The sequence below is a fragment of the Pseudomonas sp. S30 genome, assembly GCF_016518545.1.
Lineage (GTDB): Bacteria > Pseudomonadota > Gammaproteobacteria > Pseudomonadales > Pseudomonadaceae > Aquipseudomonas.
In genome coordinates this window covers 35,481-48,323 of sequence record NZ_JACVTO010000029.1, presented here as the reverse complement: position 1 = coordinate 48,323, position 12,843 = coordinate 35,481, and the positions used below count along the sequence as shown (strand labels likewise).

Genomic DNA, 12,843 nt, shown 5'->3' with positions numbered 1-12,843 from the left:
CTCCCGCCCCGCCAACCCCAGCCGCATATCACTGCCACTAGGCTGCTGATACAAACTCAACCCGAACTCCGGCAGCACCGCCAGCAAGTAGTCGAAGATATCCCCCTGAATCCGCTCATAATCCGCCCACACTGTGGTGCGGGTGAAGCAGTACACCTCCAGCGGCACGCCTTCGGCGCTGGTCTGCATCTGGCGGACCATGCAGGTCATGTTCGGGTGCACGTCGGGGTGGTTCTTCAGGTAGGCCAGGGCGAAGGCCCTGAAGGTGCCGATGTTGGTGAGCTTGCGCCGGTTGGCCGCCAGTTCCTCGACCAGGCCCTGGGCCTCGTTCCAGTCGCGCAGCTCCTTGCGCTTGCTGGCCAGGTAGTCGCCGAGCAGACGCACGCCGCTCAGGCGCTGTTCTTCCTCATCGGTGAGAAAGCGCACGCCGGTGGCGTCGATGAACAGGCTGCGCTTGATGCGTCGGCCACCGGATTGCTGCATACCGCGGTAGTTGCGGAACGACTCGCTCATCAGGCGCCAGGTGGGAATGGAGACGATGGTCTTGTCGAAGTTCTGCACCTTCACCGTGTGCAGGGTGATGTCGATCACATCGCCATCGGCGCCCACCTGGGGCATTTCGATCCAGTCGCCGACGTGCAGCATGTCGTTGCTGGTCAACTGCACGCTGGCGACGAACGACAGCAGGGTGTCCTTGTACACCAACAGCAGCACCGCCGACATCGCACCCAGGCCCGAGAGCAGCAGCAGGGGCGAGCGGTCGATCAGGGTGGCGACGATGACGATGGCGCTGAACACCCACAGCACCATCTTGGCCAGTTGCACGTAGCCCTTGATCGAGCGGGTGCGGGCGTGTTCGGTGCGCGCGTAGATGTCCAGCAGGGCGTCGAGCAAGCACGACAGCGCCATGCTCAGGAACAACAAGGTGAAGGCCAGGGCCAGGTTGCCGAGGAAGTGCTGCGCCGTGTCGGACAGCTCAGGCACCAGGCGCAGGCCGAATTGCACCACCAGCGACGGCGTGGTCTGGGCCAGGCGCTGCAGCACCTTGTTGTGGCGCAGGTCTTCGATCCAGCGCAGCGCCGGCTGACGGGCCAGCAGGCGGCTGGCATGCAGCATCAGGAAGCGCGCCACGCGGCCCACCAGCAGCGAGGTCAGCAGCAGCACGCCCAGGCCGAGCGCGGCGTGGAGCAGGGGGTGTCGGTCGAGGGTGCCCCAGAGGTCCAGGGCGTCGACCCAGAGTCGTTGGATATCCATAGGGTGAAACGGTCTGCAGTGGCCTGACGAAGGGCTATTAGAGCGCGGAAGCAGGGCCGGGTGCCAAAAGAAATTCGGCGTCGACGGCGGAAACCGTTAACCTATGCAGCCGAATTGTCCGCATCTGTCTGAGGTACACCCGTGTTTTCCCAATTCGCCCTGCACGAACGCCTGCTCAAAGCCGTGGCCGAGCTGAAATTTGTCGAGCCGACCCCGGTGCAGGCGGCGGCCATTCCCATGGCCCTGCAAGGGCGCGACCTGCGCGTCACGGCGCAGACCGGCAGCGGCAAGACCGCCGCGTTCGTGCTGCCGCTGCTCAATCGTCTGGTCGACCTCAGTGGCCCACGGGTGGAGATCCGCGCGCTGATCCTGCTGCCGACCCGCGAGCTGGCGCAGCAGACCTTGAAGCAAGTGCAGCTGTTCTCGCAGTTCACCTACGTCAAATCGGGCCTGATCACCGGCGGCGAGGACTTCAAGGAGCAGGCCGCGATGCTGCGCAAGGTGCCGGACGTGCTGATCGGCACCCCGGGCCGCCTGCTCGAACACCTCAACGCGGGTAACCTCGACCTGTCCCACGTGCAGGTGCTGATCCTCGACGAAGCCGACCGCATGCTCGACATGGGCTTCGCCGAAGACATGGAGCGCCTGTGCAAGGAGTGCGAGCAGCGCGAGCAGACCCTGCTGTTCTCCGCCACCACCGGCGGCGCCGCCCTGCGCGACATCATCGGCAAGGTGCTGAAGAACCCCGAGCACCTGATGCTCAACAGCGTCTCGCAACTGGCCGAGGGCACACGCCAGCAGATCATCACCGCCGACCACGACCAGCACAAAGAGCAGATCGTGCAGTGGCTGCTGGCCAACGAGACCTTCGACAAGGCGATCATCTTCACCAACACCCGCGCCCTGGCCGATCGCATCTACGGCCACCTGGTGGCCAAGGACGTGAAGGCCTTCGTGCTGCACGGCGAGAAGGACCAGAAGGATCGCAAGCTGGCCATCGAGCGCTTCAAGCAGGGCAGCTCCAAGGTGCTGGTGGCCACCGACGTGGCCGCCCGCGGCCTGGACATCGACGGCCTGGACCTGGTGATCAACTTCGACATGCCGCGCAGCGGCGACGAGTACGTGCACCGCGTGGGCCGTACCGGGCGGGCCGGTGGCGAAGGCCTGGCCATCTCGCTGATCACCCACAACGACTGGAACCTGATGTCCAGCATCGAGCGCTACCTCAAGCAGCAGTTCGAGCGCCGGGTGATCAAGGAGGTCAAGGGCACCTACAGCGGGCCGAAGAAGGTCAAGGCCTCCGGCAAGGCGGCAGGGGTCAAGAAGAAGAAGGTCGACAAGAAGACCGGCGACAAGAAAGCCGCGGCCAAGCGCAAGCCCAGCGCCAAACCTCGTCCGAACGCGCCGCTGACCAGCGCCGATGGCCTGGCACCGCTCAAGAAGCGCGCACCGAAAGCGGAATGATCTTCTCGCTCCGGTCGCTGCGATGACACTGGGCGCCCACAGGGGTGCCCATGGGCTGCGCTGCTGGGCAGGGCAAGCCGCGCTGCCCGCGTGCCCTTAGCGAGGCGAACTCCACGACGCCTGCACAGTCCATGGCTCATCCTGGCCTTGGCTGCCGATTCTGCGAGCCCACATGTCTGACCTTCAAACCCTTATCGACACCCAGGACCCTGGCCTGCCGTATCTCCAGGCCCTGCTGAAAGACGCTGAGCGGCCCTGTGAAATGCTCCCGCCATCGAGCAGCAACGCCGAGGTGCTGCTGCATCTGCACGTCACCACCCGCTCGCTGTTGGGCACCGTGGCTTATCACACCGGTGGCATTCTCATCGACCACGGCTGGCTGCGCATCCTCGGCTCGGGTGACGCGCGCCTGACGCGCGACCTCAAGCACTGGAACGCCGACCCCGACTGCGGCTATCTGCTGGTCGCGGACGACGCCGCAGGCGGCTTCTTCGCGCTCAATGGCGGTGGGCTCGGTGCCGATATTGGCGCCCTGTATTACTGGGCACCCGACAGCCTGGACTGGGAAGCGCTAAACATCGGCTACTCGGATTTTCTGGGCTGGGCGCTGAGCGAGCAGTCGCAGTTGTTCTACGACGGGCTGCGCTGGGCGTCGTGGCAAGCCGACGTGCGCACCATGAGCGCGGATCAGTGCGTGAGCTTCTTCCCGTTTCTCTGGACCCATGAAGGGACGCCCGACGGCAGTGCGCGCAAGGTGGTGAGTGTCCAGGAGCAGTTCGCCGTCAAAGTGGAGCTGGCCGGGCAACTGGGCAGCGTTCGCTAGGCGCTGCCTGGCGGATCTGCATCATCCTGTCGAGCGGTCGAGGTCGAGCAGGCGCGGGCATCGCCGTTTTTGCCGCCCAGGGCATCGTCGTCATCTCCCTGGTTGCGAGCGGCGCCAGTAGCCCACTGGCACGCTAGCCACCAGCCACACGCCGTTGTCCGCCTGGTAGAAGCGCGCGCCGGTGGCCTGCAGCGCGCGCGTATCGATCTCCAGCAGCACCGGCTCGCCATAACGTCGGCCCACGGTCAGGGCGACCTGCGGGTCTTCGCTCAGGTGCACGTGGTGGCGGGCGCCGGCCAGCAGGCCGCGCTCTTCGATGGAGGCCATGAAGCGGCTCGCGGTGCCATGGTAGAGCAGGGCCGGTGGCAGCTTTTCGACGTGCTGGACGGCCACCTGATCGGTGCTGTGACCTTGTGCAGCGCGGATATGCCGGGCATCGTCCGACAAGGTGAAGCGGCGTTTCTCGTCGTTCTCGACCACTTCACGCAGCATTTCCAGGTCCACGAGGCGTCCGTGGTCGTTGGCATTGCGCAGCAGGGCCTGCACCTCGGCCCAGCCGTCGCGGTCCAGGGTCAGGCCAATGGACTGCGGCGCATGACGCAGCACATAGCTGAGGAATTTGCTGAGTGCGACGCGCTCTGACGGGTTCAAGGTCTCGTATCCTTCCGGTAGGTCTGTTCGATGTACCAGGCATTGTCACAGGCGAACCGGCCACGCTCAAGGCGACGGCCAGCTTGCTCCGCCACGTTCCGCCAGGCCTGTCACCTCGCCGACCCGGCAGTCAAGTTGAACGCCTGCCCGAGCGCTCCGGTCCCACCTTCTGTAAAGCCCTTCGTCCACTTCAAGAGGCCATCGCCATGAGCAAGAGCAGCTACGACTGGGACTTGATCGAACGCTTGCTGCACGAAGTGCAGAACGGCGCCGGTGAGCATTTCACTCCGCGCCCCTATGCCGAACAGCATGCCGCCGCCCTGGCCACGGCCGGTGAACCGGTGGGTGACGTGGACAGCCTCAAGGCGCGCGCCTGCGACTACGAAAAGCTGCTGCTCGAACGTGGCTTCATCGCCCCTCGCCCGGAAGAAGAGGGCGGCAACGGTGAGAATTTCGTGCTGACCGAGCGCGGCTCGCGTCTGCTCAGCCTGATCGATACCGCCATCCCCGGGGCTGACAGCCCGCGTCTTACCCTGGATCGACAGCCTGACGCGCTCGACCCCGACACCTTCGACAAGGTCTCCGCCCAGCCGCAGATCACCCCTGGCGCTGTGTGAGACCCGGCTCTGGCAACAAGGGGAAACAGTTAACCGACTGTCGGATGGCGCCGCTCTGGCTTGATCTGCGGCAAAATCGGACTTATGTGTAGCGCTAGAAGCAAGCGTCACTCAGAACATCGGACTATGATCTGTGTGAGGCACCGCAGAACCGATTCGCCGTGAGGCTGACCCGTCAAGGGGGCAATGATGATGAACAAACCCATGTCCAACTGGCTCCACGACCTCGGCGTCGCCCTGGGGCTGATCCCGCCACCGCTGCAACCGGTGCCGATCCCCAGTGACGAAAACGCGCGCAGGCGCCAACCCCGCCGGCGCTGAGCGCAAAGGAAAAAGGCCGTCGTCCTTCTCCAAGGACGACGGCCTTCGCGTTTCTGCCATCCTGTACGCGCCGTCTCAGGCCAGCCTGGTCGCTACGAGCGTGCGCCGCGACATCAGGCTCACCACGATGAAACTCACCAGCCCCACTGCCAGGCTGTAATAGATCGGCGAGTTGGCCTCCAGTCCATCCCTGAACATGAACAGCAGGGCGGTGGCGAAGCCCAGAGACATGCTGGCGAGCGCCCCCGAGGTGGTCGCACGCTTCCAGAAGATCGCGCCGATCAGCGGGATCAGCATGCCGCCCACCAGCAGGTTGTAGGCCAGGGTCAGGGCCGCGATCACATCGTCCACCACCAGGGCGATGCCCAGCATCAGCAGGCCGGTGAGCAGGGTGAACAGCCGGTTCAGGCCCAGGCTCGACTGCTTGCCGCCACGCAGGCGCGGCAACAGGTCCTCGGTCAGGGTGGTGGAGGCTGCCAGCAGGCAGGCGCTGGCGGTGGACATCATCGCCGCCAGGGCGGCCGCCATCAGCAGGCCACGAATGCCGTCGGGCAGGGTGGTCTTGATCATCTCGGCGAAGGCGTTGTTCGGGTTGGCCAGGTCCGGCAGCAGTACATGGGCGGCCATGCCGATCAGCGCGCAGGCCAGGCCGTAGACCACGCAGTACACCCCGGCGGCGGTGCCGGCGCGCTGGCAGACCTTGGCGTCACGGGCGGTGAACACGCGTTGCCAGATGTCCTGGCCGATCAGGATGCCGAAGAAGTAGATCAGGAAGTAGGTGAGGATGGTGTCCCAACCGATGGTGGTGAGCTTGAAGCTGGCGGCCGGCAGCTGCGCCACCAGGCTGTCCCAGCCGCCGGCCTTGTACACGCACACCGGCAGCAGGATGAACATCAGGCCCACGGTCTTGATCACGAACTGGACGATGTCGGTCAGGGTCAGCGACCACATGCCGCCGATGGTCGAGTAGATCACCACCACGCCGCCGCCGAACAGCAGCGCCATCCAGTACGGCACGTCCAGCAGCACCTGCAGCACGGTGCCCATCGCCAGGGTCGAGACCACCGCGATCATCAGCGCATAGACCAGCATGATCACCGCACTGGCCTGGCGCGCCATGGGGTTGTAGCGGCGTTCCAGCACCTGGGTCACGGTGAAGATGCGCAGGCGCAGCAGCGGCTTGGCCAGGAACAGATTGAGGGCGACGATGCCCAGGCCCAGCGCGGCGCACAGCCAGAAGCCGGAAATCCCGTGCACATAGCCCAGGCGTACGGTGCCGACGGTGGAGGCACCGCCGAGCACGGTGGTGGCCATGGTGCCCATGTACAGAGTGGGGCCAAGGTTACGCCCGGCCACCAGGTAGTCTTCGTGGGTTTTCGCCCGGCGCATGCCGTACCAGCCCAGCGCCAGCATGCCGACGGCATAGATCAGTACAACGAGGATATCCAAGGCCATGGGTGTCTCCGATTATCTTTATTATGCGAGATCGATTCGGGCGCGCAGACCGCGCCCAGTAATGCTCATCGAGTGTTGGCGGCCCTCCTGGCCCTGTACCGAGGCTCCTGCCAGGTCATTGCAGGCTCAGCGACGAACCACGCCGGGTAGCACGCAGAGCATTTCGTAGAGCAGGTTGGCGCCCAGCAGGGAGGTATTGCCGGTGGTGTCGTAGGGTGGCGAGACCTCCACCAGGTCGCAGCCGATCAGGTCCAGGCCCTGGCAACCTCGGATGATCTCCATCGCCTGGATGGTGGTCAGCCCGCCGATTTCCGGCGTACCGGTGCCCGGTGCCCAGGCCGGATCGATGCCGTCGATGTCGAACGACAGGTACACCGGACCGCCGCCGACCTTCTCACGGACCTCGGCCATGAGCGGCGCCAGCGAGCGGTGCCAGCACTCTTCGGCCTGGACCACGCGAAAGCCCTGGCGACGGCTCCAGTTGAAATCGTCGGCGGTGTAGCCCTGGGCGCGCAGGCCGATCTGCACCACGCGCTCGCAGTCCAGCAGACCCTCTTCCACGGCGCGGCGGAAGGTGGTGCCGTGGGCGATCTTCTCGCCGAACATATGATCGTTGACGTCGGCGTGGGCGTCGATATGCACCAGGCCGACCTTGCCATGCTTCTTGTGCAGTGCGCGCAGGATCGGCAGGGTGATGGTGTGGTCGCCACCCAGGGTCAACGGGATGATGCCGTGTTCGAGAATCTCGTCGTAGGATTCTTCGATGATGCGCACGGCATCGAGCAGGTTGAAGGTATTGATCGCGACGTCGCCCAGGTCGGCTACCGACAGCGAGTCGAAGGGGGCGGCGCCGGTAGCCATGTTGTACGGGCGGATCATCACCGACTCGGCGCGGATCTGCCGCGGGCCGAAGCGGGTGCCGGAGCGCAGCGAGGTGCCGATGTCCAGGGGCACGCCGATGAACGCGGCGTCCAGGCCTTCGGCGCTTTGCAGGTGGGGAAGGCGCAGCATGGTGGCGATGCCGCCGAAACGCGGCATCTCGTTGCCGCCCAGTGGTTGGTGGAGGATCTTGTCCACGGTGGGCCTCATCAGTCGGTCGATAGTTATGGTTGTTCGAACCTGTGTCGCGGTGCGCCTGGCCAGTCAGGCATGCCGGCGAGCAGGGACATTTCGGGCAGTCTGCGAGAGGGAGTGCGTCGGAAGAATCGCCACCGACAAAAACTTACTTCAGGAATTTATGAACTATCGGCGCGAGACAGGTAGACTCCTACGGATTTTTCCTACCGGACTCGCGCTCGATGGCCTCCTCGCTGCCTGACCTGAAACTGCTGCGCATCTTCGCCAGCGTGGTGCGTCACCAGGGGTTCGCCAACGCCCAGCGCGACCTCAACCTGTCCACCTCGGCCATCAGCACCTACATGAGCCAGTTGGAGAGCGCGCTGGGCCTGGTGCTGTGCCACCGCGGCCGAGGGGGGTTCAGCCTGACCAGCAAGGGTGAGCTGTTCCACCAGGAAACCTTGCGCCTGCTGGGCGAACTCGATGGCTTCGAGCAGTACGCCGCCGCCCTGAAGGGCGAGCTGCGCGGCACCCTCAACCTCGGAGTGATCGATTCCACTGTGGGTGATCGGGCGCTGCCGCTGGCCGAGGCGATCGGCGCCTACAGCCAGGAGCACCCGGCCGTGCACCTGCACCTGTCGGTCTCCAGCCCCTACGAACTGCAACTGGGCGTGCAGGACAACCGCCTCGACCTGGCCATCGGCGCCTTCTCGTCGCGCATGAGTGGCCTGCTGTATCAGCCGCTGTACCGCGAGCAGCACTGGCTGTATTGCAGCAGCCGCCATCCGCTGTTCGCCGAGCGGCGCATTCCGGCCCAGGTCATCACCCAGCAGCGCATGGTCGGGCGCGGCTACTGGAGCCAGGCCGAGCTGGCCCGGCATGGCTTCAAGCACAGCGCCGCGACCGTGGAAAGCATGGAGGCGCAGCTGATCCTGATCCTCTCCGGCGCCTACATCGGCTACCTGCCCGAGCACTATGCCCAGGCCTGGGCCGACCAGGGCGACCTGCGCGTGCTGTCGCCTTCGACCTTCGGCTACCAGGCGCCGTTCTCGCTGATCATCCGCCGTGGGCGCAGCCGCGAGCCGCTGATCCAGACCTTCCGCGACCTGCTCAAGTCGCAGCTGAACGTTGGCTGAAGGCATGCCCGTGGCCGGTCGCCCAGCGCTGTTCGTCGACTGGAGTGATCCGCCGTTCAGCCGTTCTGCTACACCTGTAAACGTTTTGTTTCATCTACATAATTCGAAAACCTGCAAGGACCGCCCGCATGCGCACCAATTTGCCCGTGACCGAGCAAGAAAGAACTTTCCCCAGTGAGCAGCGGCTGATCTCCACCACCGACCTGAACAGCCGCATCACTTACTGCAACGATGCGTTCGTCGCCATCAGCGGGTTCACCTACGACGAACTGGTCGGTCAGCCCCACAACCTGGTGCGCCATCCCGACATGCCGCCCGCTGTGTTCGGTCACATGTGGGAAACCATCAAGCAGGGCAGGCCCTGGATGGGCGTGGTGAAGAACCGCGCCAAGAACGGCGACCACTACTGGGTCAGCGCCTATGTCACCGGGGTCTATGAGAACGGTCGCCTCAGCGGTTACGAATCGGTGCGCTCGGTGCCCAGTCGCGAGCAGATCCAGCGCGCCCAGGCGCTCTACGCGCGGCTCAACGCGGGGCGCGCCGCCGTACCCAGGGCAGCGCGATTGACCCAGTGGCTGGGCACCGGCCTGCCGCTGCTGGGTGCAGGACTGATCGCCGCAGCCGCCTTCGTGTGGTTGCCCATCAGTGCCGCGCTCGGCGTACTGGCGCTTAGTCTGCTGGCGGCAGGCGGTGTCATCGAGCAGCGCCAGAACCGCGCGATTCGCCGTACCCTGGCCGAGCATCCCAAGGCCTTCACCAGCCCGCTGGTGGCGCTGACCTACAGCGACAAACCCGGCTTGCGTGGCCAGCTGGACCTGGCCATCGTCAGCGAGGAAGCCCGCTTGCAGACGGCCCTGACCCGCCTGGTGGACGCCGGCGAGGGGGTCAAGTCGCGGGCTTCGCAATCGGCCGAACTGTCCGACGCCCAGGCGCGCATGCTCGATCGCCAGCGCAGCGAGACCGACCAGTCGGCCACGGCCATCGCGCAGATGGCGGCGACCATCCAGGAGGTGACGCAGAACGTGCAGAATACTGCCCACGCCGCCAGCGATGCCGACCGACTGGCCCAGCAGGGCAGCGACCTGGCGCGCCAGAGCCTGCAGACCATGGGCAGCATGAGCGAGGCGGTGGGCGACATCAACCAGGCGGTCAATGCCCTGGCCGAGCAGACCCAGAGCATCGGCAGCGTGGTCGACGTGATCACGTCCATCGCCGAGCAGACCAACCTGCTGGCGCTCAATGCCGCGATCGAGGCGGCGCGGGCCGGCGAGCAGGGGCGAGGCTTCGCGGTGGTGGCCGATGAGGTGCGCTCGCTGGCCCAGCGTACCCGCACCTCCACCGAAGAAATCCACCAGATCATCGACTCCCTGCGTGCCGGTGCCGAGCGGGCGGTGGCTAGCGCCGGGCGTGGCGAGCAGATCTCCCGTGACAGCATGCACAGCGTCGAAGCGGTGCAGGCGGCGCTCACCGGCATCGTCCAGTCGGTGAGTCGCATCACCGGCATGAGCCAGCAGATGGCGACCGCCTCCGAGCAGCAGAGTCACGTGGCCGAGGACATCAGCCAGCAGATCGTGCGTATCGCCCAGCTGTGCGACGAGAGCGCGGGGCAGGCCAGGCAGGGCGCCGAGATCAGCCAGGAGCTGGAGCGCATGGCGCAGTACCTGCACAGCCTGGCCGAGCGATTCAGCCGCTGAGCCGTTGCACGCGCGAGCGGGCTTGCCGAGACCTGGCCCAAGGGCTGTGGCACACTGCGCAGCCCAAGGAGAACCCATGTCCAGACCTCGCTGCGAGCGCTGCCAGCGCCCGCTCGCCCAGTGCCTTTGCCCGTTGATTCCCACCTTGCCCAGCCGCACCCGGGTACTGCTGCTGCAGCACCCCAGCGAAACCGGCCATGCGCTGAACACGGCGCGCCTGGCGGCACTGGGGTTGTGCAATGCCGAGCTGAAAGTGGGGGAGGTGTTCGAGTCGCTCGCGCAATGGCTGGCCACGCCAGGGTATCGGCCGGTGCTGCTGTTCCCGGGCGAGCAGGCGCAGGTGGTGACTGACTATGGCCACCGCAAGGCGCCACCCTTGTTGCTGGTGGTGCCCGACGGCACCTGGCGCAAGGCGCGCAAGCTGCTGCACCTCAACCCGCTGCTACAGGCGCTGCCCAGGGTGACCCTGGGCGAGGTCGGTCCTTCGCGCTATCGCTTGCGCAAGGCGCCCGCAGCCGGCGCGCTGTCGACCATCGAGGCCGTGGTGCAGGCATTGAACGCGCTGGAGGCGCCTGCGTGCTTCGATGCCTTGCTCCAGCCGTTCGAGGCGCTGATCGAGGGGCAGATCCAGGCCATGGGCAGCGAGACTTTCCAGCGCAATCACGGCCCAGGTTGAGCGCCGCTGGCCAGGGCATTGCGCCTGGCCGCAGCACCCGCTTCAGCGCATTTCCGGCAACTGCGCCTCGTTGCGCACTTCGTTGGTGGCGATGGCTTCCGGCGGCAGGGTGATGCGTTGCTTGCTCAGCAGCTCACCCATGGTCGCCAGCACGCGGTACATCGAGTATTCCTCGGTATAGCGCACCTCGGTGTAGCGGCGGTTGGCGTTGTACAGCTCGTTTTCGCTGTCCAGCACGTCGAGCAGGGTACGCTGGCCGAGGCCGAACTGATCCTGATAGGCCGCGCGTACGCGGGTGGTGGTCTCGGCATACTCACGGGCGCTCGGAGTCTGCTTGCGCGCGTTGTTCATCGCGTTCCAGGCCAGGCTGAGGTTTTCCGTCAGCTCGCGCAGGGCATTGTTGCGGATGTCCATGGCCTGATTGATCTTGTAGGAGTCGGACTCAAGGCGCGCCTTGTCGCTGCCACCCCGGAACAGGTTGTAGCTCAGCTCGACGCCGGCCTGCCAGTCGTTGTTGCTATGGCCGCGCTCACCGCCCTGGTTGTTGTTGGCGCCGGTGGCCAGCACCGCATCCAGACGCGGGTAGAAGGGGGACTTGGCCACTTCGTACTGCTTCTCGGCAGCGTTGACGTCGGCCTGGGCAGACTTCAGGTAGGGGTTGTTCTCGCGCATGCCCTGGCGGGCTTCATCTAGGGTGGCGGGCACCTGCACCTTGATGCTGCTCGGCGCTTCCAGCTCGTCGGGCTGGCGACCGATCACGCTGTAGAAGTTGGCTTCGGCATCGGCCAGGTCCACTTCGGCGGTATCCAGGTTGTTCTCGGCCAGGGCACGACGGGCGCGGGACTGGTCGAGGTCGGCGGTGCTGCCCACGCCGCGCTCGCTGCGCAGGCCGATCTGGTCGTTGACCCGCAGGTGGGCCTGCAGGTTGTTGCGCGCCAGGGTCACCAGTTCGCGACGCTTGAGCACCTCCAGATATACCTCGATGGCACGCAACGCCACGTCCTGGGCGATGGCTTGGGTGTAGTAGGCACGCGAGGTGGCCACCGACTGGGTACGGCCGACTTCGTTGGCGGTGTTGAAGCCATCGAAGATCATTTGCCGCAGGCGCAATTCGGACTGCGTGTAGTTCAGTGTGGCCTTGTCGTGGTTGCGCGTGCCGTCGGCATTCAGGCCCCGGGTGTTCTGGTTGTCCGAGCGCTGACGGCCGTAGCCGGCCACCAGGTCGACGGTGGGGAAGTAACCACCCCGCGCGAATTTCACATCCTCATCGGCCGACAGCTTGCTGTTGCGGTTGGAGCTCACCTGGGGGTGGTAGTCCACGGCACTCTGGACGGCCTCGGTGATCGACATCGCCTGCGCGTTGGCACAGACCATGGCCAGCAAGATGGCGGCAGTGATGGGGGTTGGAACGCGCATCGGGTACTTCTCCCTGATCGAATGAGATGCTGCACTCGCCAAAAAAATGACGAAAAATGCATGTTAAAACCGTTTCACGTTTGTAACAACACAGCTAAGAACATTTCGAGGCAAAGCTAAGAAGATTTCTTCATAAATGATATGCGAAAAAAAACTTATGCGGTCTAACGAAACCAGGACATTGTTCTCTACAGATGCTTGGTGATTAGGCTGAAGTACCTGATTTCCGGGCTTAACTGAAAGTTCCATAGGTGTTGGCAGGTACGCGTCCCGGATAGCG

The 12,843-nt window shown here is 65.1% G+C and carries 12 protein-coding genes and 1 pseudogene; 8 read left to right on the top strand and 5 right to left on the bottom strand.

Annotated features, from left to right (window positions below; genetic code table 11):
• Positions 1-1,254: mechanosensitive ion channel family protein (locus IAE34_RS22960; RefSeq protein ID WP_200141252.1), on the bottom strand; the 1,254-nt coding region annotated here is incomplete at its 3' end.
• A 141-nt stretch (positions 1,255-1,395) separates the two neighbouring features.
• On the opposite strand from IAE34_RS22960, the gene IAE34_RS22955 reads away from it, so the two are divergent.
• Both IAE34_RS22955 and IAE34_RS22950 read left to right on the top strand, forming a co-directional pair.
• The gene (locus IAE34_RS22955; protein WP_200141251.1) at positions 1,396-2,718 is read left to right on the top strand and encodes a DEAD/DEAH box helicase; all 1,323 of its coding nucleotides are present in this window, start codon (positions 1,396-1,398) and stop codon (positions 2,716-2,718) included.
• Positions 2,719-2,890: 172 nt separating this feature from the next.
• Entirely contained in the window at positions 2,891-3,541 is a 651-nt protein-coding gene (locus IAE34_RS22950; RefSeq protein WP_200141250.1) for a DUF2625 family protein, read from the top strand.
• Between the two features lie 90 nt (positions 3,542-3,631).
• On the opposite strand, the gene IAE34_RS22945 is transcribed toward IAE34_RS22950, so the two are convergent.
• Complete coding sequence (locus tag IAE34_RS22945; RefSeq protein ID WP_200141249.1) at positions 3,632-4,192, bottom strand: RNA 2'-phosphotransferase; 561 nt, start codon at positions 4,190-4,192, stop codon at positions 3,632-3,634.
• Between the two features lie 206 nt (positions 4,193-4,398).
• On the opposite strand from IAE34_RS22945, the gene IAE34_RS22940 reads away from it, so the two are divergent.
• Both IAE34_RS22940 and IAE34_RS24595 read left to right on the top strand, forming a co-directional pair.
• Positions 4,399-4,809, top strand: coding sequence for a transcriptional regulator (locus tag IAE34_RS22940; RefSeq protein WP_200141248.1), 411 nt, complete (start codon positions 4,399-4,401; stop codon positions 4,807-4,809).
• Between the two features lie 192 nt (positions 4,810-5,001).
• Positions 5,002-5,130, top strand: coding sequence for a PA1414 family protein (locus IAE34_RS24595; RefSeq protein ID WP_325101010.1), 129 nt, complete (start codon positions 5,002-5,004; stop codon positions 5,128-5,130).
• Positions 5,131-5,205: 75 nt separating this feature from the next.
• On the opposite strand, the gene IAE34_RS22935 is transcribed toward IAE34_RS24595, so the two are convergent.
• Complete coding sequence (locus IAE34_RS22935; protein ID WP_200141247.1) at positions 5,206-6,585, bottom strand: sodium:solute symporter; 1,380 nt, start codon at positions 6,583-6,585, stop codon at positions 5,206-5,208.
• Positions 6,586-6,711: 126 nt separating this feature from the next.
• A complete protein-coding gene (gene speB, locus IAE34_RS22930; RefSeq protein ID WP_200141246.1) occupies positions 6,712-7,662 on the bottom strand; it encodes an agmatinase in 951 nt (316 codons plus the stop codon).
• Between the two features lie 221 nt (positions 7,663-7,883).
• Here speB and IAE34_RS22925 point away from each other — a divergent pair, with 221 nt between their 5' ends.
• From IAE34_RS22925 to IAE34_RS22915, 4 genes and pseudogenes are all read left to right on the top strand, one after another.
• Positions 7,884-8,777 carry a LysR family transcriptional regulator gene (locus IAE34_RS22925; RefSeq protein WP_200141245.1) on the top strand — a complete coding sequence of 298 codons (894 nt, stop codon included), beginning with the start codon at positions 7,884-7,886 and terminating at the stop codon, positions 8,775-8,777.
• A gap of 128 nt (positions 8,778-8,905) precedes the next feature.
• Positions 8,906-9,220: pseudogene (locus tag IAE34_RS24825) on the top strand (PAS domain-containing protein); the annotation flags it as partial.
• Positions 9,221-9,406: 186 nt separating this feature from the next.
• Entirely contained in the window at positions 9,407-10,471 is a 1,065-nt protein-coding gene (locus IAE34_RS22920) for a methyl-accepting chemotaxis protein (RefSeq protein ID WP_442793244.1), read from the top strand.
• A gap of 76 nt (positions 10,472-10,547) precedes the next feature.
• On the top strand, positions 10,548-11,147 hold the full coding sequence (locus tag IAE34_RS22915; RefSeq protein WP_200141243.1) for a tRNA-uridine aminocarboxypropyltransferase: 600 nt from the start codon (positions 10,548-10,550) through the stop codon (positions 11,145-11,147).
• A 42-nt stretch (positions 11,148-11,189) separates the two neighbouring features.
• Here IAE34_RS22915 and IAE34_RS22910 read toward each other — a convergent pair whose 3' ends face one another.
• Positions 11,190-12,563, bottom strand: a complete 1,374-nt coding sequence (locus IAE34_RS22910; protein WP_200141242.1) for a TolC family outer membrane protein — start codon at positions 12,561-12,563, stop codon at positions 11,190-11,192.
• Positions 12,564-12,843: the final 280 nt, after the last annotated feature.

Excerpts from the sequence above, each read along its gene's own strand:
- IAE34_RS22950 (WP_200141250.1), top strand. The coding sequence starts at position 2,891 with ATGTCTGACCTTCAAACCCTTATCGACACCCAGGACCCTGGCCTGCCG.
- IAE34_RS22940 (WP_200141248.1), top strand. The coding sequence starts at position 4,399 with ATGAGCAAGAGCAGCTACGACTGGGACTTGATCGAACGCTTGCTGCAC.
- IAE34_RS24595 (WP_325101010.1), top strand. The coding sequence starts at position 5,002 with ATGAACAAACCCATGTCCAACTGGCTCCACGACCTCGGCGTCGCCCTG.
- IAE34_RS22935 (WP_200141247.1), bottom strand. The coding sequence starts at position 6,585 with ATGGCCTTGGATATCCTCGTTGTACTGATCTATGCCGTCGGCATGCTG.
- IAE34_RS22925 (WP_200141245.1), top strand. The coding sequence starts at position 7,884 with ATGGCCTCCTCGCTGCCTGACCTGAAACTGCTGCGCATCTTCGCCAGC.
- IAE34_RS22915 (WP_200141243.1), top strand. The coding sequence starts at position 10,548 with ATGTCCAGACCTCGCTGCGAGCGCTGCCAGCGCCCGCTCGCCCAGTGC.
- IAE34_RS22910 (WP_200141242.1), bottom strand. The coding sequence starts at position 12,563 with ATGCGCGTTCCAACCCCCATCACTGCCGCCATCTTGCTGGCCATGGTC.